The following is a 22,094-nucleotide window of genomic DNA, read 5'->3' on the forward strand; positions in this document are numbered from 1 at the left end:
GGGGCGAGCATAGCGAGCCTCCAGCCAAGCCCTCAGCGGCGAGGCATTGCCACGACCGGCTCGCCGCGACGGTTGCCCGATCGTCGCCGGTCGCGTTAAGCTGGTCGACTCGTGCCCGCATTCTCGTCTCCAGGAATCTCACCATGTCTTGCCGCCGTGGTTCGCTCCTTGCTCGCCTCCTTGCCCCGACTCTTCTCGCCGCGACGCTGGCGGGGAGCGTTGCACCAGCCGCGGGCGAAGCGTTTCCCGTAGCGATTCGCGTCGACGCCGACGAGTCGCTCGGTCCGTTGCCGCCGATGTGGCGGTTCTTCGGGGCCGACGAGCCGAACTACGCGACGATGCCGCACGGGCGCAAGCTCCTGGGCGAGTTGGGAGAGCTGGCTCCGCAGCACGTGTATTTCCGCGCCCACAACCTGCTGACCAGCGGCGACGGCACGCCGGCGCTCAAATGGGGCTCGACCGGGGTCTATTCCGAGGATGCGTCCGGCAACCCCCGGTACGACTGGACCATTCTCGACGAGATCTTCGACGCCTACCTTGCCGCGGGGGTGCGGCCGTATGTGCAGATCGGCTTCATGCCGCGCGATCTCTCGACGAAGCCCGACCCGTATCAGCACCAATGGCATCCGGGGTTGCGGTACGAGGAGATCTTCACCGGCTGGGCCTATCCGCCCAAGGACTACGCCAAGTGGGGAGAACTGGCCTACCAGTGGGCCAAGCATTGCCGCGAGCGCTACGGTCTGGAGGAGGTCGAGTCCTGGTACTGGCAAACCTGGAACGAAGCGAACGCCGGCTACTGGCAGGGGACTCCCGAAGAGTTCTGCAAACTGCACGATTACGCCGTCGACGGCGTGCGGCGGGCGATCCCGCGGGCGCGCGTCGGCGGGCCCGACACGGCTGGGCCGGGGGGCGATTTCACGTATCGCTTCCTCGACCACTGCGTCTCGGGAACCAACTACGCGACCGGCGAGGTTGGCACGCCGCTCGATTTCGTCTCGTTCCACGCCAAGGGATCGCCGCGGTTCGTCGAGGGACGGGTCCAAATGGGGATCGCCGCCCACTTGCAGGAAATCGAGCGGGGGTTTCGCATCGTCGCCTCGCACCCTGCTGTCCGGTCGCTGCCGATCGTGATCGGCGAGTCGGATCCCGAGGGGTGCGCCGCCTGCCAGGGGCCGCAATTCGGCTACCGCAACGGGACGATGTACTCGAGCTACACCGCGGCCAGCTTCGCCCGCAAGTGGGACTTGGCGCGTAAATACGAGGTGAACCTCGAGGGCGCCCTCACCTGGGCCTTTGAGTTCGAAGGGCATCCGCTGTTCGCGGGATTCCGCTCGCTGGCGACCGGCGGGATCGACAAGCCGGTGTTGGGGGTGTTTCGCATGTTCAGCCGCATGAGCGGCGAGCGCGTCGCTGCGACGAGCGACCATGCCGTGCCGCTGGGCGAGATCGTCGCCCACGGCGTCCGCCGCGGCGCCGACGTGGGAGCCCTGGCGACGCGCGACGCGGGCAAGCTTTGCGTCATGGTCTGGCATTACCACGACGACGACCTGCCTGGAGACGACGCAGCCGTGATGTTGACGTTGGAGAAATTGTCGGCCGACGCCGTGCGGCGCTCGCGCATGCGGCACTATCGCATCGACCGTCGCCACAGCAACGCCTATGCCGCGTGGCAGGCGATGGGCTCGCCGGCCGAGCCGACCGAGGCGCAATTGGCCGAGTTGCGGCAGGCTGCGGATCTGGCCGAGGTCGCCGATGGCGGCGCGCTCGAACCGCAAGGCGACGGGGCCGTGCTGCGTTTCGATTTGCCGCGACAGGGCGTGTCGCTGGTGGTCGTCGAGTGGGAGGAAGAGGGCGCGACGGGGGGCTGAGCCGTAGGTACCTTGCGGAACGAGAGGATTGGGTCGCGCGCGATCGGAAATGCTGTCGCCGGCACGCCTCGGGAGCCGGCGACCTTGTTCCTCAGGTTGTCAGCCGACGACGACTCCTTCGGGATACGACCCCAACACCGTGAGCCGGAGGGCCTTCTTCCCCAGCGCTGCCAGTGCCCGGCGCGGGTGAAGCTCGCTGGCGTGACCCTGGAACTCGACGAAGAACGAGTACCGCCCCCGAGCTCCCGGCACGGGGAACGATTCGATCCAGGTCAGATTGAGCTTCTGCCGTTTGAAGATCGCCATCGCGTCGGCCAGCGCCCCCGGTTGGTGGGGCGCCTCGAACACGATCGCCGTTTTGTCGCGGCCCGTCTTCGCGGCGCTGTGCCGGCCGATCACCGCGAAGCGAGTCACGTTCTCGACGTTGTCTTCGATGTGCTTGGCGAGGATCGGCAGACCGTGATGAACCCCGGCTTGTTCGCTGGCGATCGCCGCCGTGTCATGCTCGGCCAGGGCGAGCCGCGCCGCTTCGGTCGTGCTGCCAGTGGGGATCAACTCGGCCTGGGGCAGGTGAGCCGCCAGCCAGTTGCGACACTGCGAAATCGCCTGCGGTTTGCTGCACACCCGCCGCACCGCGGAGCGCGGCCCGCGCCCCAGCAGACAATGGCGAATCCGCAGCGGCAGCTCCGCGCTGATCTGCACTGCGTGCTCGCCATGCGACGCTTCCGCAAGGCAATGTAGCGCGTCGGCGACCCGGCCGTCGGTCGAGTTCTCGATCGGCACGACGCCGTAGTCGGAGTTTCCCTGGCGGACTTCGTCGAACACCGCCGCGATCGTCGCCACCGGGGCCAGTTCGCAGCTCTGGCCGAAGTGCTCGATCGCCGCGAGGTGGCTGTAGGTGAATTCGGGACCCAGGTAGGCGACGCGGGTGGCGTGGGCCGCGGCGGAGATCCCGCCGTGCAACTCGCGGAAGATCGCCCGGACCGCCGTCTCGGGGAGCGGCCCCGACGGAGACTTTGCCGCCGCGGCAATCGACTCGTCGATCGCCGCGGACAACGACGCAACGTCGTCGCAGTCGGCGCCGGCGTCGCTGGCGCCCCGGGCAAGGGTCAGCTCGGCTCGGCGCGTCAACAGCTCGGCGATCTCGCGATCCAGCTTGCGAAGCTGGGCCCGAGAGGGGTTCCGCGGGGGCGTGGTCTCGTCCGGCTTGCGGCTCATGGCCAGGGGTTTCGTCAGCGTGTTGAATTCGGGGTCGCGGCGAAGCAACCCGCTGGCAGGACGACTGGGGCCCTCCCCACGGCCGGCTCGCGGCCGGGGGACGAACTGCCAGTATGATCGCAGCGGGCGGAAATGGGGAATGGGGATCTCCAGGGGGCGCTCGTCGGGGAGCGAAGGCCGGGCATTGACCTTGTCTCGGAGGGGCGATTTTCGCGACAATCCGCGGCCTTTTTCCCCGAACTCCCCGGAATGCGATCCCATGACCGTGCCGAGTTCCGAGAATCCCGCGCGGTGGCCGTGGGCCCTCGGGTCGCGCGTCCTCGCCGTGGCCGGGGCGGCGACCATTGTGGGGTGGGGGGGGTACCGGCTTCAGAACGACTGGTTCCGAGAGGCCCAGGCCCATCGGTTCGCTCAGCAGGCCTACCGCTCGCCGCCCGGCGCCGCCCGCCCGCCCGTCGACGCCCTGGCCGATTTGGGAGCGAGCGGCGTTCAGCGGCTCGCCTGGCTCGCGACCGAACCGAGGCACGATCTGGCCCAGGCGGCACGGAACGCGCTGAACGATCGGCTAGCGACATGGCTGGCCGAGTGGCGCGACTCGGGCAACGCCGAGCCGCTCGTCGAACAACTGGCGCCCGCGGTCGAAGTGCTGCGGAGCCGGGCCAACGCCCTGCCGGCCGAGGATTGCCGATGGTGCGAATCATTCATCCTGATCGCGCTCGAGGCGACCGCCGCGATGCCCCCCCGCGACGCGGCAGGGCTGATCGGCAAGTGCGACGCAGTGCTGACAGCGCTGCCACGACGCTCGGCGCGCCCTCGCTCGGCCGACCCGGCCAACGTCGGAGCGTCAAACCAGTTTGCGGCCCCGGCGGTCGATCCCAGCGCCGTGGAGAGCGGCAGTGATTTACGCGCTCGCTCTCGAACGTCGCCCCCTGGTCTCTCCCCTGTGACGACCCTTGAGCGCGCTCCGCGGGGATTGAACGACGTTCCCGAGGCAACGACGGCGGCCGACGGGTGGGCGTCTCGAATCACGACCGCGCCGACTCCGTCACGTCCGGACCGGGAACCTCGTTCCGCAAGCGACCTTGACCCCGCTGCACGGCCGGTTCCCCGAACTCCGACAGCGGCGTCAGGGCCCCAAGCCACCGCGTCGTCCTCCCGATTGACGCCGGTCCCCTCGCCGACGGACATGCGGCAGTTGCTCCGCACGTTGCCGACGACTGCGACCTCGACGCTTATCGCCCGTCTGCCGCAGGCGGATTCGTACGAATCGGCGGCGATTCGCCGCGAATTGGCCGCCCGGGGCGTCGATGCCGCTGCAGCCGACGCGGTGCTCGACGACAATTCGCCCGCGTCGAGCCTGGCCGATCGCCTCAGCACGCTGCCGACCTCCGAGGCGAGATCGCTGCTTCGCGAGTTGGCCGAGCGAGGCGCCCCCGAGCAGCGCCTCGAGGCCCTCACGCTGCTGGCGACGATGCGCGACGTGCAACTCGGCGACATCGCCCGTCGCCGCGTCGCCGCCGATGAAGATCCCCGCGTCGCCGACCGGGCCGCGGCGATCCTCGACCAACTGCGCCGCTAGAGAGCGAGCGAACGTCAGACGCCTGCACTCTAACGCAGCGTCGTCCCGCCCTCCGAAAGCGGCGTGATCCGCTCGGCAGTGACGTGGGGGCGGCGGTATTCGGGCATGAAGCCCCGCGAGCCGGCCACGCCGATCCGCTGCCCGACGAGTCCCTGTAGATTGACGTGCGGCCCGGGGGTCAGCAGCGTGACGACGTCGCCGTCGTCGTCGATCAGCGCATACTGCGGAGCGCCGCCGCGGCGCGAGACGACCGGCTTGAGCGTCCCCACCGCGTCGTACCGGGCTTCGGTTCCCGTGAACTGTGCGGGCGGCTGTTCGGCGCCGGTCGATGCAGCGCCTTCGCCGGCGAGCCCCAGATCGCGTCGGACCAGCTCGCGGATCGTTTCGGTTTGGCCCGTAATCCCTTGCCGGGCGTCGGTCGCGGCTTGCTCCGCAGCGTCGAATACGTCGAGCTTGGCGTCGGTCGGCGTCGAAGCGGAACCGACGGTCCCGCTCGCCGGGGCTTGAGCCGGCCGCGGAGCGAGGTTCGCGGCCGCCAGCCGCGCTCGTCCCGCAGCGAGTTCCTCGAACAGCACGATCCGTTCCAGCAGCGTGCGGAGTTGCTCGCGTTCGACGGGGGACGCGGCGCTCGCCAGCAGGGTCGCGGTTTCTTCGCGGAGCCCGCCGAGGCGCCATTGGTCGGGGCTGACGACGACGGCTCGCGAGAGTTCCAGTTGCAGCTCGGCGATCCGCGTCGTGGCCGGCGGCGTCGAAGGCCCGGCCTCTCCGCCGCGCCTCGGAAATCGAACTCGCGGAGTACCGCTAGCCGCGATTCCCGGTCCGCTCGCCCCGGCTGCGGTCGATTCTTCGACCAGCGGAGGCGCCGCGGCGGTCGTGCCAGGAATCGGTTGCGCCGGCGCCGCCTCGCGCCCCGCTTCCTCCGCTTCGTACCGCGTCGCCTGCACCGCGGCCGGCGATCCCGGGACGTATTCCAGCGGTTCGTCGTAAATCGCCGTCGCGGCAGTCGGCGGTTGCAGGTGACTGAAGTCCGAGCGATGCTCCGCGGAGCCGCCGGCAGCGGCGAGGGATGCCGTACCCGCTTCGCTGTTCAACCCGCGTCGGGCCCCGTAGGCCCGCCATTGCGAGGCCGCAGGAAGCGGCAGCGGCGTGCTTTCGGTCGGCGGCTGCCGTGACAAACTCCGCGCCGCGATCCACCGAAACTCTCCCGCCGGCGGGGCGATCTTCACCCACGGCGAACCCGGCGTTGCGGGGGCGAGCACTTCCACGCGCTCGCCGTGTTGCAGTTGCACCTGCACCGCGCTGCGATTGTCGCCGAGGGCGCTGGCGACGCGCACCGGGGCGCCATCGACGACCGCCTCGGCGACGCGCGGGTCGAGCAGCCGAAGCGCCTCGGCCGGCACAAGGCTGACGCTCCCTTCGGGGGGGCGCACGGCGCACCAGCCGTCGCCGTCGTGGCGGTAGACCTCGATCGCGGCGCCGCGCGGCAGTTCGCTCGTTGCGTAGTACCGTTCGGCCGGCCCGCTGCGGACCAAGGCGGTCGACTCGACGACGTACGCCACATAGGGAAACTGCGGCGGTTGTCCGGCGAAGAGCTTCGTCGCCGCCAGCGCAACGACAAAGCCCGGCACGAATGCGACCGACATCGGCAGCTTGGAAAGCGAGGCTAAGTGTTTCACGACCGTTCACCTCAATCGCAGGGGGCGCCCGAAGCGCGGCGCGATGGAGCCGCTGATCGCGCCCCGCGGGGCGGCGCATTCGCTTCGGGCACACGAAGACTCGGGACTCGGACGGAGGCTTATAGGACATCCGCGCCAGCCGCTCAAGGTCGCTGGCGTTGCTAGCTGGGGCCCCGGCGGGCTGATACGATTGAAGGGATGGGCGGCGCTGCGAGAATCGTCCCTGCCCCGTCCGCTGGCAGTCATCCTCAACCGACCCCCGCTCCCATGCAGCCGCAGCAACTTGGCCCGTACCGCATCGGCGCCCGCATCGGCAAAGGGGGGATGGGAGCGGTTTACGCCGGAGTTGACGAAACAACCGGCCAAGCCGTGGCCGTGAAGGCTCTGAGCCCTCATCTGGCCCTTGCCGAAGGGTTCCGCGAACGGTTCGAGGCCGAGATCGAATCGCTCAAGAAGCTGCAACATGATTCGATTGTGCGGATGTACGGCTACGGCGAGGACGCGGGGGTCCTCTTCTACTCGATGGAACGGGTCGACGGCCCGAGTCTCGAGGACGAGCTCCGCGACGGGCGGCGGTTCGACTGGCGCGAGACGCTGTCGATCGCCGTGCAACTGTGCCGAGCGCTCAAGCACGCGCACGATCACGGCGTCGTGCATCGCGATATTAAGCCGGCCAACATCCTGGTTTGCGGCGACGGGCGCGTGAAGCTGGCCGACTTCGGGATTGCGCGGCTGTTCGGGGCCTCGCAGCTGACGACCGCCGGCGGCGTCCTCGGGACCGCCGACTACATGTCGCCCGAGCAGGCCGACGGCCGGCCAGTGACCGACAAGTGCGATCAGTACAGCCTGGGTTGCGTCATGTACGCGCTGTTGGCGGGGCGTCCGCCGTTCCGAGCGAAGACGATGCCCGAAATGCTGCAGTTGCAGCGCTACGCCGATCCCGAGCCGGTTCGTCGCTACGCCCCCGAAACGCCGCAGCAGCTCAACGACCTCATCCTGCAACTGTTGAGCAAAGAGCCCGAGGACCGGTTCCCCAACGTACGCGTTTTGGGGCGGCACATGGAGGCGATGGTTTTTGCCTTGTCGCGTTCCAAGGCCGACTCCGTTCCGGCGACTTCCGAACAACCTGCGGCTGGGGCGCCCCGCGACGCGACCTCAGCGGGGGGCCAGGACGCGACGCTGGCCGGCGAGGCGATCTCGCTGATCACCGTCGACACCGGCGCCGAAGGGTTGTACGACGCCCCGACGCTCGCCGAGGACGACAAGTCCCTCGCGCCGCCGCCGACCACGTCCGCGCCGACGACGCCGCGGCCGAGCCGGTTTACCACCGTTGACGAGGAAGCCCGCCGTGCGGCCCGCGTTCCCGAGGAGGCCTCGTGGATGCACTGGGCGTCGCTCGCCGGATTGGTCGCGGCGTTGGCGGCGATCGGCTACGTCGGGTGGCGGATTACGCGCCCCCCGTCTGCCGACGAGTTGTACGGGCGGGTCGTCGCGGCGATCAGCGAAGACCGCGCCGCCGGAATGCGGGACCATCGCGACGATGTCGCCGCGTTCCTCAAGCGGTATCCCGACGATCCTCGCGCGGGCGAGTTCGCGAAGCTGCAGGAAGAAATCGACGTGCGGCGCGAAGCGTCGCGGCTGCGGGTCGGGGCCCGGCTGGGGGGAGGGGACGACCTGCCGGCGAGCCGCTGGTTCGCCGCGGCGATGGCCGCCGCCTCGACCGACCCCGCCGGCGCCGCGGCGACGCTGGAGAACGCCCTGCGGCTGTACGGCGTCGACCCCCGCGACGACGACAACGCCCGGTTCGACGATCCGGAGTTGTCTCTCGACCCCGCGGAGCGCAAATGGCTGCGGGTGATCGACCTTGAACTTCGCCGTCTGAGAGAATCGCTCGACGAGACGGTCGAGTTGCAACGCCCGCTCGTTGCCGAACGATTGTCCGCCGCGCGGAAACTCGCCGCGACGCATCCCGAGGAGGCGCAACGCATCTACCAGGGGATCGTCGGCCTGTACGCCGCGCACGAGTGGGCCGAGGAGGCTGTTCGCGAGGCGACGCAGGCGTTAGAGTCGCTCGGCGCTTCCGGCGCTTTGCCTCGCACACCCAGGTCCCGCACCAAGGAGTAATGGGATGGATCGCAATCGCAGCGTGGCCGCGTTCCAGCGTGCTCGCCGACTGATGCCAGGGGGCGTGAACAGCCCGGCGCGGGCCTTCGGCGCCGTCGGCGGGACCCCGGTGTTCATCGACCGCGCCGCAGGGGCCTATCTGTGGGACGTCGACGGCAACCGCTACGTCGATTACATCGGGTCGTGGGGGCCGATGATCCTGGGCCATCGGCACCCGGCGGTCGTCGCGGCGCTCGAAGAGGCGATCCACAGGGGGACCAGCTACGGCGCCCCGACGGAGGCCGAGAGCGAACTCGCCGAGTTGATCATCGAGGCCGTGCCGTCCGTCGAGATGGTGCGGCTGGTGAACTCGGGAACCGAGGCGACGATGAGCGCCATCCGGCTCGCGCGGGGATTCACCGGCCGCGACGTCGTCGTGAAGTTCGCCGGCAATTACCACGGCCATGTCGACTGCCTGCTTGTGTCGGCTGGCAGTTCAGCCGCGACATTGGGCGTTCCCACGTCGCCTGGCGTGACGCCGGGGGCGGCCCAGGACACGATCGTCGCCGAATACAACGACGTGGCGAACCTGGAAGCCGTCTTCGCCGAGCACGGCCCGCGGATTGCGGCGGTCATCTTCGAGCCGGTCGTCGGGAACATGGGAGTCGTCGTTCCGCGGCCCGAGTTCGTCGCGGCGCTCAACACGCTCCCCAAGCGTCATGGGGCGCTGGTGGTGTGCGACGAGGTGATGACTGGGTTTCGGTTGTCGTTGGGCGGGGCGCAGCAGGCGTTCGGCATCGAACCCGACCTGACGACGATGGGCAAGATCGTCGGCGGCGGGCTCCCCGTGGGCGCCTACGGCGGGCGACGCGAGATCATGGAGAACGTCCTTCCCGCGGGGAAAGTGTTCCAAGCGGGGACGCTCAGCGGCAATCCGCTCGCCACCGCCGCGGGGGCGACGACGCTGCGCCTGCTCCGCGACGACCCCCCCTACGAGCGACTCGAGACGATCACGGCGAAGCTCGAGGCCGGCTTGCACGAAGCCGCCCAGCGGCATGGAATCGTCCACACGATCGCCCGGGTCGGCAGCATGATGACGCTGTTTTTCCGCCAAGGCTCCGTCGCCGGCTGGCGCGAGGCGAGCGCTGCCGATACGAAGATGTTCGCGGCCTACTTTTGGGAACTGATGAACCGCGGCGTCTACATGCCGTGCAGCCAGTTCGAGGCGCTGTTCGTCTCGGCGGCGCACACCGACGAGGACGTCGAGGAGACGATCGCATCGGCGGAGGGGGCGTTTGCGGCGCTGGCGGCGTCGCGCTAAGGCTCCAGCGTGCGGTAGCGCAGCTCGCTCATGGCAACTCCATCCGCTGTCGCCAACCGCTTGCGGCTTGGCGCCGAGCGAATCAGAGCGCTTTCTCCTCGGCCGCGCTGCGCCGATGATACCACGGCACAAGCTGCAGCGGATCGACGGTGCGTCCTGCACGCCACAAGGCGCCCCCGAGCGTCGCCACCGCCGTCGGCGTCGGGCCGTCGTCCCGTGCGACGAGCTCGACCCCCGCGGGGAGGCGATCGGCGAGCTTGCCGGCCGCCGGGGTCGCGACCGCTTCGCCCGGCTCGACGAGCGACAGCCACGCCTCGATCGGCAGGACTTGGCACTCGTCGCGCGCCTCGCCCCCGGGATCGCTCGTGAATCTGGCGGCGAAGACCTCGTCCCGTTGGGCGTCGAGCACGCCCCACACGGGCCGGCGGTCCGTGTGACTCCCCCAGGCCAGAGCGGCCAGCGTAGGGACCGCCGCCAGTTCGGCCCCCGTGGCGAAGGCCAAGGTTTTGGCGGTCGTCACTCCCAGCCTGAGCCCCGTGAACGACCCCGGCCCCGCGGTGACGGCCACGACTCCCACGTCGTCAGGGATCCAGGCGTGCTCGGCAAGGAGCTGCCGCAATGTCGGCAGCAGGGATTGAGCGGCTCGAGGAACTGCGGGGAGGCGGGCCTCGGCGACAATCCGACACGCATCTGCCGCGATTTCGGCCAGGGCGAGGCTCCCCCGGCGGCCGCTGGTGTCGAGAGCAAGGAGTTTCACGGCCGCGAGCTCCGGCAATGGTCGAGCGCGGCTGAGGGCGCGAATCCTTGACCCCGCACTAGGGGCCACCTAAACTGCGAAATTACCAAGTTTTAGGGCGGATTTCACTCCCTTCGCCCGAGTGCTTTGACAACTCTGGTTTCTGGGACCAATGGCGGCGCAACCGTTCGTCGGGCAAGAGGTTGCGTCGCCGCCGATCCCCAAGTCCCGAGTTGACGAAGCGCGAGTCCGAAAAGGCCCGAGATTGGCATTCCGGTGAAGCGCGCGATCATCAGCGACATCCACGGCAATCTCGAGGCCCTCAAGTCGGTCCTCGCGCATATCGCCCCCCAGTCGGTTGACGAAATCTACTGCTTGGGGGACGTCGTCGGCTACGGACCCAACCCCTGCGAGTGTCTTGATCTGGTGATCGAGTCGTGCAAGGTCGGTCTCCTGGGCAATCACGACCAGGGCGCCATGTTCGACCCCGAAGGGTTCAACAGCGGGGCTGAGCGGGCCATTTTCTGGACCCGCAACCAGTTGGAAAATTCCGGCGGACCCCGCGACAAGATTGACCGCCGCTGGGATTACCTCGGCACGCTCCCCCGGATCCAACGGGACGACCCGTGGCTGTACGTTCACGGCTCGCCCCGGAACCCGGTCAACGAGTACGTGTTTCCCGAGGACATCTACAACCAGAAGAAGATGGAGAAACTGTTCGGACTGATTACCAAGGGGTGCTTCCAGGGGCACACGCACGTCCCAGGCGTGTTCCTGGAAAGTCTGGAGTTCATCTCCCCCGATCAGTGCGACCACGCCTTCCAGATCGGCGGCGAGCGGTTCATGGTGAACGTCGGCTCGGTCGGCCAGCCTCGCGACGGGGACCCTCGGGCCTGCTACGTGATTCAGGAAGACGCGAAGATCACCTTCCACCGCGTCGATTACGACGTGAACGTCACCGCCGAGCGGATTTACCAGACGCCCGATCTCGACAATTTTTTGGGCGATCGGCTCAAAGAAGGGCGATAGGCGGGCGAATTCCTCTGTTTGCGGCCTCTTCGCCGGGGGCCGATCCGGGTAGACTAGCCCGCTTGGCCCGGGGCGATTCGACTCTGCCGGGCGCTTCGCGGCGGTTGGCGCCGCAGGTCGGTCGGAGCGTCGCCAGGGGGCGCCGCTCGCCGAGTCGCGGGGCTTCCCCTGACACGAAGGATTTGCCGGCGTGGAACGTCGCTTTGTTCTGTTCTTGACCGTCGCGATGTTCATCCTCCTAGCGAACGCTTGGTGGACGATCTCGCACATGCCGCCCCCCCAGGAGAAGCTGCCGGTCGACGCCCAAGCGGACGCCGCCCCCAAAGGCGCGGACAAGCGACTCGCCGCGGTCGAGAAGGGCGCAGGCGCTGAGGACGAACCGGCGGAGCAGGCCCCGGCCGCTGGGGAGCCGGAAGACGTTCACCCCCGCCAGTACGTGACGCTGGGTTCGCTCGACCCGAAAAGTCCCTACCGCATGCTCGCCACCCTCACGAACGAGGGCGCCGGGGTGCGGCGAATTGAACTGGCCAGTTCCCGGTATCTCGACCTCTACAGCCTGGAACAGCGCATCGGCTATCTCGGCCATTTGGAGCTCGCCCCCGAGCGAGGAGGGCTGCGAGTCGGCGCCGTCGGCCTCGGGACCCCGGCCGCCGCTGCGGGGCTCCTGCCGGGCGACCTCGTCGTCGCGGCGGGGACGAAGGAGGTCAAGCCGGTCGCCTCGCTGAAGGAATTCGTCGACGCGACCCGCGGCCGGTCCAAGGCGGAAGTCACCTTGCGAATCGACCGCGCCGGCGTCGAGCAGGAACTCAAGGTCAGGCTGGTGCGGCGCCCGCTCGAGGTCGTGCGCCCCGAGTCGGAGAACGTCCGACTGTGGAAGGACGACGTGCCGGCGGACTACGCCCAGCCCCCCTCGTTCCGCGTGACGACCCCCCAGATCGGCGACGAGACGCTGGCGGATCTCCACAAGCAGATTCTCAAACAGGCCGAGCAGCGCGGCGTGGCCCCCGGCGAACTGCCCGCCGAACTCCCCGGCGTCGATTTGATGAACGCCAACTGGCGGCTCGTCGAGCATTCCGAGGAGTCCGCGACGTTCGAGCGGCGTCTGCCCAAGCATGGCCTGACGGTGGTGAAGCGTTATCGGCTGGCGAAGCTTCCCGCACAGGGCGAGGGGGCGCCGGCGGGATCGTCGTCGCTCGACGCGCCGGCGTATCACCTGATGCTTGAACTGTCGATCCGCAACGACGGCCCCGCCGAGCGGAAGATCGCCTACGCGCTCGACGGCCCGAACGGATTGCCGATCGAAGGGTGGTGGTACGCCAACAAGACGAGCCGCAACTGGGACGCCGCCGGTTTGCGCGACGTGATCGGCCGGTTCTACCGCGATCGTTCGCCGCTCGCCCCGCAAATGGTCGCCCCGGCGACGATCGCCGAGGGGAAGGCCCAAGACTTCCAGGGGGGGTCGATCGATTACATGGGGGTCGACGCCCAGTACTTTTCGGTGGCGCTCATCCCGCAGAAGAAGTTGCCTGACGAAATCTGGATCGAACGGGTCCAGCCGCTGCTGTTGGGCCCGCGCCCGGTCAAGGGATCGGTCGAGTCGCGGTACGCCAACGTGTCGTGCCGGATGTTCAGCGAGGCTGAGTCGGTCGCCCCAGGCGACTCGATCTCGCACGAATACCAAGTCTTCGCCGGCCCCAAGCGCCCCGATCTCCTCACGGAGTACAAGACGGCCGGCGGCAAGGCCCCTTCGCTCGGAGACCTAGTCTACTACGGGTGGTACAGCGGCATCGCCCGCGCGATGTTGGGCATTCTCCACTTCTTCTACGGCATCGTCGGCAACTACGGCCTGGCGATTATCATGCTCACCGTGCTGGTGCGCGGGTTGATGTTCCCCATCAGCCGCAGCCAAGCCAAGAGCATGGCGAACATGCAGCTCCTCAAGCCCGAGATGGATCGGATCAAGGAGCGGTACAAGGGGGACCAGCAGAAGCAAGCCGCGGCGATGCAGGATTTGTATCGCAAGCACGGCGTGAACCCGCTGGCCGGGTGTTTGCCGATGCTCATTCAGTTGCCGGTGTTCGTCGGGCTGTACAAGGGTCTGTCGGTCGACATTGAACTGCGGCAGGCCCCGCTGTTCGGTTCCTGGACCCGGTGGTGCTCGAACCTGGCGGCGCCCGACATGCTGCTCGACTGGTCCGGCTTCATGCCCGACGCGGTCAACCGAGGCGAGGCGTTCATCATCGGCTTGGGGCCCTACCTGAACGTGCTGCCGCTGGTGACGATGGGTCTGTTTCTGCTGCAGCAGAAGATGTTCATGCCCGAGCCGACCAACGAGCAGGCCGCGTTGCAGCAGAAGATGATGAAGTACATGATGGTTTTCATGGGGCTCATGTTCTACAAGGTCCCGAGCGGGTTGTGCCTGTACTTCATCGCTTCGAGCCTGTGGGGGATCGCCGAGCGGAAGTTGATCGGCCAGTCGACGCCACCCGAGCCCGGCAAATCCGGCGAACCAGCCAAGAGCGAAGCCCCGCCGCGAGACCGTAAGCGACCCGCGGGCAAAACGAGCAAGAAGCGGCGTTAGCCCTGCAAGTCCGCGACCCGTCCAGCCTCGCACTCCCGAAATCGGGGGCCTGAGCTTGTCGCGCCGACTTCCCTCGACGAGCGCGGGACGTGCAACTCGACCTTGACGACACGATCGTAGCGGCAGCAAGCGCTCCCGGAGGCGCGGCGCGAGGCATCGTTCGCCTCAGCGGCCCTGCGGCGCGCGAACATTGCGCTGAGCTGTTCATCCCCGACGCCGGCGGGGAGATCCCGGCGTCCGGCTTGCCCTGCGTGCTCGCGGGCAGTTTGCGCGCGGCGGGAACCTCGATCCCTGCTGCGCTTCACTGGTGGCCGACCGCGCGGTCCTACACGCGACAACCGGTCGGCGAGTTTCACCTTCCCGGTTCCCCCCCGCTGGTGCAGGCGGCGGTCGACGCGCTGTGCGTCGCGGGGGCTCGTCCCGCACGGCCGGGGGAGTTCACCTTGCGGGCCTTTCTCGCCGGCCGGCTCGACCTGACCCAGGCCGAGGCGGTGCTCGGGGTCATCGACGCACGCAGCGCGGGCGATTTGCACACGGCCCTGGCGCAACTCGCCGGCGGGTTGTCGGGACCGCTGGCTGCGCTCCGCGGCGATTTGCTCGACCTGCTGGCCGAGTTGGAAGCGGGGCTCGACTTTGCGGAAGAAGACGTTGTGTTCGTCGCCGCGGAGGAGCTGCAGCGACGTCTTGCTGCGGCGAACGCCGAAGTTCAGCAGATCGGCGCACAATTGCAGGCCCGCGGCGAGTCGACGACCTGTCCGCGGGCAGTGCTTGTCGGGCTTCCCAACGCGGGCAAGAGCAGCCTGTTCAACCTGCTCGTCGCCCGCTTCGGCGCCGCAGCCGACACGGCCCCGGCGATCGTCTCCGCGGTCGCCGGCACGACCCGCGACTATCTCACGGCCCGGCTGTCGATCGACGGCGTGACCTTGGAATTGGTCGACACCGCGGGGGAAAGCGACGCGGCGGTCGACGCGATCGATCGTTCGGCTCAGGACGCGACCTCGGGCCAACGTCGCGCCGCGGACATTCGTTTGGAGTGCGTCGAGGCGACGAGCCTCTTTCGCCCACAGGCCGAGGCAACGTCTGTCGAGTCGCCGGCGATCACCCTGCTCGCCAAGGCGGACCTCGTGTCCGAATCGCAGCAAGCCCGACTGCGGACCGAGTTTCCCGACGCTGTCCTCGTCAGCAGTCGCCGCGAGACGGGCGTCCGCGAATTGGCGAGCCGACTGGCGACCGTGGCGATCGAGGCGAACGCCGAGACGGGCCGCGGCGCCGTGGCGTCGACGGCGGTTCGCACCGCCGACAGCCTGCGGCGCGCAGCCGACGCCCTGACCGCCGCCGCCGAGCGGGCTCGCGCCGCGGGGGCCGAGGAGCTGGTCGCTGCGGAACTTCGCGCCGCATTGTCCGCACTGGGAGAAGTCGTCGGCGCCGTTTACGTCGACGACGTGCTCGACCGCATCTTCAGCCGGTTCTGCATCGGCAAGTAGCCCGTCTGGGGTGCTAGCACGTGCGGTTCGAGTTCTCGCATGATCCGGCTCACGACCGTACGGCGGGTTTGCCGACTTTGACGATGCCCGGCGTTTCGCCGGCGCTTGCTCCCGCGTCACAAGTCCCCGTTGGCATGCCTGTATGCGGATAGCTTGGTTCGGCAAGTGGAGAGGTCGCGGGGCGCGGTTCGTGATTGTCGCGCTGGCGGCGACGAACTGGTTGGCGACGTGGTCGGCGTCCTGCGTCCGCGCCGCCGATGCGCGCGAGGCGGCCCTTTCCGCGGCGGTGGCGACTGTTACCGACGGCGAACTGCTTGGCCACGCCGGCACGCTGGCCGACGACGCGCTCGAAGGACGCGAGGCCGGAAGCCGCGGCGGGCTGGCGGCGGCGCGCTACATCGAGGGCCGCCTCTCCGCAGCTCGGCTCCGTCCGGCCGGCGAGGCGGGCGCCTTCGCCCAGCGGTTCAACGGCAATATGCAGAACCTGCTGGCCGTCTTGCCCGGCAGCGACCCGCAGTTGGCCGACGAGGTCGTCCTCGTCGGCGCCCACTACGATCACGTCGGCTACGGCTCGCGGGCCAACAGCAACGGCCCGATCGGTTACATCCACAACGGCGCCGACGACAACGCCAGCGGCGTGGCGGCGGTGCTCGAGATTGTCGACGCCCTGGTCACGATCGACTATCGCCCCCGGCGGACGATCCTGTTCGCATTCTGGGACGGCGAGGAAAAGAATCTGCTCGGGTCGCGGCACTGGGTCCGCCGACCGACGTTGCCGCTGAAAAGCGTGAAGACGGCGGTCAACGTCGACATGGTCGGCCGCCTGCGGGACGGCGTGCTGACCGTCGGCGGCACGCGAACCGGGTACGGCAGTCGCCGCCTGACGAGCAGCGAGCGACTTCCCGCGGGGATGCGACTCGACTACTCGTGGGAGTTCAAAGAAAACAGCGACCATTGGCCGTTGTTCGAGGCGGGCGTCCCCTCGCTGGTGATCAACACGGGACTGCACGACGATTATCATCGTCCCAGCGACGACGTCGAGAAGCTGAACGTCGCCGGAATGCGGCTGGTGTCGCAGTATCTGGTCGAAGTCGTCATGCGCCTGGCCGACGCCGACGAGCTCCCCAAATACCGAGCGGCGGGCCGCGGCGAGACCCCGTCGCTGGCCGTCGTGCGCGAGGCGCCGTTGCCGCCGTTCCCCGCGCGGGCGCCCGTCGAGTGGGCCGCTCGCGCCGCCGGCGACCCCGCGGGGGTGCTGGTCGTCGCCGTGCGAACGACCGCCGGGGCCGAACCGCTCGACCTCCGACCCGGCGACCGCGTGATCGGTTGCGACGGCCGGCCGATCGCTGCGCTCGGCGAGCTCGAGTCGCACCTGCTGGTCGCCGCCAAAGCGGTGCTGCTGCAAGTCGTCGGCCGCGAGGCCGACCAGCCGCGCGAGGTCCTGCTGCCGCTCGCCGGCAAGCCGCTCCGCTTCGGCGCTTCCTGGCGCGCCGACGAGTCGGAACCGGGCACGGTCTTCTTGACGCGAGTCGTCCCGTACTCGGCCGCAGCCCGCGCGGGCTTGGCCGTCGGCGACCGGATCGACGCCGTCGACGGCGCCCCGTTCGCCGACGCGGCCGAACTGCTGGCCCGATTGCAGGAGTCGCTCGACTCCGGGGCCCGCGAGCTCGCCCTCCGCGTCGAACGCCAAGGCCGCGTTCGCACGCTGGCGGTCGATCTGACCTCGCCCACCGAGCCATCGCGCGACGCGACGCTGTAGAGCTCTCCGTGGGCGACGTTCTCCGAAAATCGCTCGCCGGTTTCAGAGAAATCGGCCGCCGTAAACGGGCGGTGACGTGTCGGGCTGGGCGAAGCGTCGGGCCAGTTCGCTTTGTGTGAACGACTTTCCTTGATAGTTCGCTTATTGTGAACTATCATTCTCTTAAATGGCGATGAAATCCCTGGAATCGGCGCCGGAGCAGTATGGGTGCGCGTGCTAGCCAAGCCGATGTTGCGGAACTTCTGGGAATCGCCTGAGCGGGGCGACTCGGAAGGTCCATTGCAGGCTTGGTACAGTCATGTGAGCAACAAGAAGACCGATTGGACCTGCTTCGCCGACGTCAAGAAGGCGTACGGCTCGGCCGACTTGGTGGGAAAGTGCGTCGTCTTCAATATCGCCGGCAACAAGTACCGACTCGTCGTGAAGATCGAGTACAAGAAACGCTTTGTGTTCGTCAAGAAAGTGATGACGCACGAGGAGTACGACTTGGGACGCTGGAAGTCCGACTGTTCCTGCTTTCCCCCGCCGACTGGGGCAGGGGACCGAGCTGTTCGGGCAGCGACGCCGAAGCGGCTTGCAGGAAAACGCAATCGCCCCACGAGAGGAAACTGACATGGCCGCAGCCGCTTCGTTTCGCTTCAAGGGGCCGACCGGCGACGCTTACTTGGAGTGCGTGAAGAGCTTTCCGCTCCGCACGATCTCTTCCGACGAGCACCTCGCAGCGGCGCATGAGGTGATCGATCGGTTGCTTGACAAGGAGCGTCTCAACGACGGGGAGAGCGCGTACCTGGATGCGTTGGTCGAACTGGCAGCCCGTTACGAAGACGAGCACCACCAAATTCCGCCCGCCTCGGACGCGGAGATGCTCCGGCATTTGCTGGAGGCCAAGGACGTCACGGCGGCCCTCCTGAGCCGCGAAACCGGCGTCCACAAGTCCGCAATCTCGGAAGTGCTTTCAGGCAAGAAGGATTTCAGCAAAGCGATGATTCGCAAGTTCGCGGAGTACTTCGAGGTCGACGTCAGCGTGTTGGCTGCGAATATTTGACGGCGCAGGGCGAATCGTCTCGGACCAAGTTGGGCGAGCGACTCCTGCAACGGCGTCCTCCGCAAGCTGCCCCTGATGTGTGATTCCGTTCGCGCCGCGCCCCGGACAAGCGGAGATGCCGCCCCGGGCAGCCCGCACTTGGCCGTTGCGGCATTCGAATGCGTGCGGACTAATCGCCCGCCGGCAACAACGCCCGCAGTCGCTCCCACGTGAACAGTCCGCTGTCGTGGCCGTCGGACCAGCGAACCCGTAGGGCGTAGTTGCCGACCAGTTCCATCGCTTTGATCGCGATGTCGGCGGGGATCGTCGCGGGGTCGAGGATCCGCTCGCCCGTCCATTCGTTGACGCACTGGGCGCACTCGCATTGGCCGCGGAGCTCGCGTAGCGGGAACTCGTGCGTGCGGTCGGCCCACGCGACGCGCAGCACGCCCTGATCGCGACGGGCCTGGAGGTCGATCGGAACGAGAACGGGCGAAGTCATAGCGAAGGTTCGAGTCGCGCCGACGGGAAGCCGCGGTGACAAGCTCACCGGCATTGCGGTTCCCGCAGCATCTCGCGGCGGGCGTGAGTTGGCAACCCGCCCCGGGGCGTGAATTCTCCTGAGTGTCCGTGAAAACAAGGCTGCGCCGAACCTCGCGCTCGCCTGTCGGCTCCTAGTCGGTAGGACCGCAGGCGGCTATACTTGCCCAACGACCGCCTGGGAGCCGGGCGCTCGCGGGGATGTGGCGGAATTGGCAGACGCGCTGGATTTAGGTTCCAGTGGGGTAACCCGTGCAGGTTCGATTCCTGTCATCCCCACACGAAGACCAGGACGCAACGGGGGAAGGCGGACGGTCGAAAGGGGGCGGTCGCCGACCACGCCCTTTCCGCCCTCCGTCTTCCCCCTTCGTCCTTGGCAATCGAGACCGTAGCTCAGTCGGTAGAGCAACGGACTTTTAATCCGTAGGTCCCGGGTTCGAGTCCCGGCGGTCTCACTTTTTGTTAGTCGGCGGCCAAGTCCCGGGGCGGATGCTCGTGCGGGGCGCGTTTGGCGAGACGGCGATGAGCGGCTCAGTGCGAACCAACTCCCGGCCGCTCGCCCCCGAACTGCTCGCCCCGGCGGGGGATTGGGACTGCGCCCGGGCCGCCGTCGCCAACGGGGCCGACGCGATCTACTTCGGGCTCGACGCGGGGTTCAACGCCCGGCATCGGGCGACGAATTTCTCGCTGGAGACGCTTCCCGAGTTGCTGGCCGAGTTGCGGCTCAGCGGCGTGAAGGGCTATCTCACGCTCAACACGCTGGCGTTCACCGACGAACTGCCGCGGCTTGAGGAGCATGTGCGGCGGGTCGCGGCGGCCGGGATCGATGCGCTGCTGGTGCAGGACCTGGGGGTCGCTCGGCTGGTGCGAGAGATCTGCCCCGAATTGCCGCTGCACGCCAGCACACAGATGACGATGACCTCGGCGGCGACGATCGCCCAGATCGAGTCGCTGGGGATCAGCCGCGTCGTGTTGGCTCGGGAGTTGTCGTTGGCCGAGATCCGCAAGATCGCCGCGGCGACGCCAATGCCGCTCGAAGCGTTCGTCCACGGCGCCCTGTGCGTGGCGTACAGCGGGCAGTGTCTCACAAGCGAATCGCTGGGCGGTCGCAGTGCGAATCGGGGGCAGTGCGCCCAGGCGTGCCGGCTCGATTACCAATTGATCTGCGACGGCGCCGACGTCGATCTGGGGGACGTGAAATACCTGCTCAGCCCGCAGGATCTGGCGGCGATCGAACTTGTGCCCGAGCTGGTCGCCGCGGGGATCGCATCGCTGAAGATCGAGGGGCGACTCAAGGCGCCCGAGTACGTCGCGGCGATCACGGCCCAGTATCGGCAGGCGATTGACGCGGCGCTGGCGGGCGAGGCGGTGCGGCTGTCGGCCGCGGCCCGACGCGACATGGAGCTGACCTTCTCGCGCGGGTTGTCGCCGGGGTGGCTCGCGGGGAACGACCACAAGCGGCTTGTCCCGGGGCTCTCCAGCGCGAAACGGGGGCTGCGCGTCGGCACGCTCCGCGGGCGGCGCGGGGATCGGCTTGTCGCGGACCTCGTCGAGCCGCTCGTCAAAGGGGACGGCATCGTCCTGGCCGGCGATCGCGCCGCGGGGGCTGAGATCGGGAGCCGGGTCTATCAGGTGTTTCGCAACGGCGAGCCGCAGGACGAGCCCGCGACCGGTCGGGTCGAATTGCTGCTGGCCCCGGGGACGCTGGAGGGGGGCTCGCCCGCGCCGGGGACGGCGATTTGGCAGACCGACGATCCGCGGCTGTCGAAGCGGCTGCGGGCGACCTTTGCGAGCGCCGACCCGCACCGCCGCGCGGCGATCGACTTGCACGTGCGGGCCGTGGTCGGCCAGCCGATTCGGCTGCGGGCGAAGTCTGAGGACGGCGTCGTCGTCGCGTTCGACGGCGACCATCGCCCCGAAGTCGCGCGCCGCCATGCCGCCGACGTCGGACTGCTCCGCGAGCAGTTTTCGCGGCTGGGAGGAACGCACTATGTACTGGGCGAGCTGACGGCCGAACTTGCGGGCGAGCCGATGATCCCGCTAAGCGTGCTGGGGCGGTTGCGCAAGGACCTTGTGGCGGCGCTCGACGCGGCTCGCGTCTCCCCCCCGCAGCGGCGGATCGAGGAGCCCGGGGTCGCGGCTCGGATGCTGGCGTCCGCGTCGACGACATTTGCCGCGGACGGCCGTACTGCAGGACCCGCGGCCCGAAGCTCGCCGCAACTGCTCGTCTTGTGTCGCTCGCTGCGGCAGGTGCATGACGCGCTCGACGCCGGGGTGACGTCGCTCTACGCCGATCTGCACGACCCGCGCGACTACGCCCCGGCGGTTCGCGACGCGCACTCCGCAGGGGCGTCGCTGTGGCTGGCGTCGCTGCGGATCCATAAGCCGGGCGAAGACGGCCTGTTTCGCGCGCTGGACAAGGCGGGCGCCGACGGTTGGTTGGTGCGAAATCTCGCCGCGCTCGCCGAGGCGCGACGGCTGGGGGTTCCCTGCGTCGCCGACTTCTCGCTCAACGCGGCCAACCCGCTTTCCGTCGAGTGGCTCCTGGCGCAGGGCGCCGCGCGGGCGACCGTTTCCTACGATCTCAATCGCGACCAGTTGCTCGATCTGGTCGCTGCCGTTCCGACGGCGCCGCTCGAAGTGGTCGTCCACCAACACATGCCGATGTTCCACATGGAGCACTGCGTGTTTTGCGCCGTGCTCTCTCCCGGGCGGAACAAAACCGATTGCGGCCGGCCGTGCGATCGGCACGAGGTGAAGCTCCGCGATCGGGTCGGGGCCGAGCACGTGCTGCAGGCCGACATCGCATGTCGCAATACGCTGTACAACGCCTCGGCGCAAAGCGGAGCCGAGGCGGTGGCGCCGCTGGTGGCGGGGGGCGTGCGGCACTTTCGCGTCGAGCTGCTGGCCGACGCCCCGGCGCGCGAGACGCGGCGGATCACGGAGCTGTACCGCCAATTGCTCGCCGGCGAGATCGCGGGGGCCCAGGTCTGGCAGACCTTGCGGGCCGACAGCCGCGTCGGCGTCACCCGGGGCACGCTGGAGACGCCCCGCAACCCGCTGGCGATTCTGTAGCGGGCCGTAGGCGGCTGATGCGTCGGTCGCCCGACAGCTCGCGCACGGGCGCCTATTGTCCAGTCGGCGGCCGATGCCGCTGGCCCCCAGCGACTCGCCTC

At 68.6% G+C, this 22,094-nt stretch carries 15 protein-coding genes and 2 tRNA genes; 13 read left to right on the plus strand and 4 right to left on the minus strand.

The genetic code is table 11. The features are described from left to right. Positions 1-143: 143 nt before the first annotated feature. The gene (locus tag KF688_06445; GenBank protein MBX3425302.1) at positions 144-1,868 is read left to right on the plus strand and encodes a hypothetical protein; all 1,725 of its coding nucleotides are present in this window, start codon (positions 144-146) and stop codon (positions 1,866-1,868) included. A gap of 99 nt (positions 1,869-1,967) precedes the next feature. On the opposite strand, the gene pheA is transcribed toward KF688_06445, so the two are convergent. Continuing rightward, positions 1,968-3,086, minus strand: a complete 1,119-nt coding sequence (gene pheA, locus KF688_06450; protein MBX3425303.1) for a prephenate dehydratase — start codon at positions 3,084-3,086, stop codon at positions 1,968-1,970. A gap of 259 nt (positions 3,087-3,345) precedes the next feature. Here pheA and KF688_06455 point away from each other — a divergent pair, with 259 nt between their 5' ends. Beyond that, on the plus strand, positions 3,346-4,665 hold the full coding sequence (locus KF688_06455; protein ID MBX3425304.1) for a hypothetical protein: 1,320 nt from the start codon (positions 3,346-3,348) through the stop codon (positions 4,663-4,665). Positions 4,666-4,694: 29 nt separating this feature from the next. On the opposite strand, the gene KF688_06460 is transcribed toward KF688_06455, so the two are convergent. Next, complete coding sequence (locus tag KF688_06460) at positions 4,695-6,341, minus strand: hypothetical protein (GenBank protein MBX3425305.1); 1,647 nt, start codon at positions 6,339-6,341, stop codon at positions 4,695-4,697. A gap of 267 nt (positions 6,342-6,608) precedes the next feature. On the opposite strand from KF688_06460, the gene KF688_06465 reads away from it, so the two are divergent. Further along, a complete protein-coding gene (locus KF688_06465; GenBank protein MBX3425306.1) occupies positions 6,609-8,465 on the plus strand; it encodes a serine/threonine protein kinase in 1,857 nt (618 codons plus the stop codon). Between the two features lie 4 nt (positions 8,466-8,469). Next, a complete protein-coding gene (gene hemL, locus KF688_06470) occupies positions 8,470-9,765 on the plus strand; it encodes a glutamate-1-semialdehyde 2,1-aminomutase (GenBank protein ID MBX3425307.1) in 1,296 nt (431 codons plus the stop codon). A gap of 82 nt (positions 9,766-9,847) precedes the next feature. Here the strand turns inward: hemL and tsaB are convergent, their stop codons facing one another. Further along, the gene (gene tsaB, locus KF688_06475) at positions 9,848-10,522 is read right to left on the minus strand and encodes a tRNA (adenosine(37)-N6)-threonylcarbamoyltransferase complex dimerization subunit type 1 TsaB (GenBank protein MBX3425308.1); all 675 of its coding nucleotides are present in this window, start codon (positions 10,520-10,522) and stop codon (positions 9,848-9,850) included. Positions 10,523-10,777: 255 nt separating this feature from the next. On the opposite strand from tsaB, the gene KF688_06480 reads away from it, so the two are divergent. The 6 genes from KF688_06480 to KF688_06505 all read left to right on the plus strand — a co-directional run bounded on the left by KF688_06480 (position 10,778) and on the right by KF688_06505 (position 18,399). Next, the gene (locus tag KF688_06480) at positions 10,778-11,530 is read left to right on the plus strand and encodes a metallophosphoesterase family protein (protein ID MBX3425309.1); all 753 of its coding nucleotides are present in this window, start codon (positions 10,778-10,780) and stop codon (positions 11,528-11,530) included. Positions 11,531-11,720: 190 nt separating this feature from the next. Next, complete coding sequence (locus KF688_06485) at positions 11,721-14,111, plus strand: YidC/Oxa1 family insertase periplasmic-domain containing protein (protein MBX3425310.1); 2,391 nt, start codon at positions 11,721-11,723, stop codon at positions 14,109-14,111. Between the two features lie 89 nt (positions 14,112-14,200). After that, complete coding sequence (locus KF688_06490; protein ID MBX3425311.1) at positions 14,201-15,595, plus strand: 50S ribosome-binding GTPase; 1,395 nt, start codon at positions 14,201-14,203, stop codon at positions 15,593-15,595. Positions 15,596-15,737: 142 nt separating this feature from the next. Then, positions 15,738-17,354 (plus strand): M20/M25/M40 family metallo-hydrolase, encoded by a 1,617-nt coding sequence (locus KF688_06495; GenBank protein MBX3425312.1) that lies wholly within the window; start codon positions 15,738-15,740, stop codon positions 17,352-17,354. A gap of 228 nt (positions 17,355-17,582) precedes the next feature. Then, positions 17,583-17,966: a type II toxin-antitoxin system HigB family toxin gene (locus KF688_06500; GenBank protein ID MBX3425313.1), complete on the plus strand. Its 384-nt coding sequence runs from the start codon at positions 17,583-17,585 to the stop codon at positions 17,964-17,966. Between the two features lies 1 nt (position 17,967). Continuing rightward, on the plus strand, positions 17,968-18,399 hold the full coding sequence (locus tag KF688_06505) for a helix-turn-helix domain-containing protein (protein ID MBX3425314.1): 432 nt from the start codon (positions 17,968-17,970) through the stop codon (positions 18,397-18,399). A gap of 169 nt (positions 18,400-18,568) precedes the next feature. Here KF688_06505 and KF688_06510 read toward each other — a convergent pair whose 3' ends face one another. Then, positions 18,569-18,880, minus strand: a complete 312-nt coding sequence (locus tag KF688_06510) for a DUF971 domain-containing protein (protein ID MBX3425315.1) — start codon at positions 18,878-18,880, stop codon at positions 18,569-18,571. Between the two features lie 235 nt (positions 18,881-19,115). Between KF688_06510 and KF688_06515 the strand changes: the two genes are divergently transcribed. The 3 genes from KF688_06515 (at position 19,116) to KF688_06525 (ending at position 21,993) form a co-directional block, all read left to right on the plus strand. Beyond that, positions 19,116-19,197 (plus strand) — tRNA-Leu (locus KF688_06515). 103 nt (positions 19,198-19,300) lie between these two features. Then, positions 19,301-19,373, plus strand: a tRNA-Lys gene (locus KF688_06520). Positions 19,374-19,440: 67 nt separating this feature from the next. Next, a complete protein-coding gene (locus KF688_06525) occupies positions 19,441-21,993 on the plus strand; it encodes a U32 family peptidase (GenBank protein ID MBX3425316.1) in 2,553 nt (850 codons plus the stop codon). Positions 21,994-22,094: the final 101 nt, after the last annotated feature.

The organism is Pirellulales bacterium (assembly GCA_019636345.1).
In the GTDB taxonomy this organism is placed as follows: domain Bacteria; phylum Planctomycetota; class Planctomycetia; order Pirellulales; family Lacipirellulaceae.

Coding starts and splice junctions, on each gene's coding strand:
- KF688_06445 (MBX3425302.1), top strand. CDS start 144: ATGTCTTGCCGCCGTGGTTCGCTCCTTGCTCGCCTCCTTGCCCCGACT.
- pheA (MBX3425303.1), bottom strand. CDS start 3,086: ATGAGCCGCAAGCCGGACGAGACCACGCCCCCGCGGAACCCCTCTCGG.
- KF688_06455 (MBX3425304.1), top strand. CDS start 3,346: ATGACCGTGCCGAGTTCCGAGAATCCCGCGCGGTGGCCGTGGGCCCTC.
- KF688_06465 (MBX3425306.1), top strand. CDS start 6,609: ATGCAGCCGCAGCAACTTGGCCCGTACCGCATCGGCGCCCGCATCGGC.
- hemL (MBX3425307.1), top strand. CDS start 8,470: ATGGATCGCAATCGCAGCGTGGCCGCGTTCCAGCGTGCTCGCCGACTG.
- KF688_06495 (MBX3425312.1), top strand. CDS start 15,738: ATGCGGATAGCTTGGTTCGGCAAGTGGAGAGGTCGCGGGGCGCGGTTC.
- KF688_06500 (MBX3425313.1), top strand. CDS start 17,583: ATGTTGCGGAACTTCTGGGAATCGCCTGAGCGGGGCGACTCGGAAGGT.
- KF688_06505 (MBX3425314.1), top strand. CDS start 17,968: ATGGCCGCAGCCGCTTCGTTTCGCTTCAAGGGGCCGACCGGCGACGCT.
- KF688_06510 (MBX3425315.1), bottom strand. CDS start 18,880: ATGACTTCGCCCGTTCTCGTTCCGATCGACCTCCAGGCCCGTCGCGAT.
- KF688_06525 (MBX3425316.1), top strand. CDS start 19,441: ATGAGCGGCTCAGTGCGAACCAACTCCCGGCCGCTCGCCCCCGAACTG.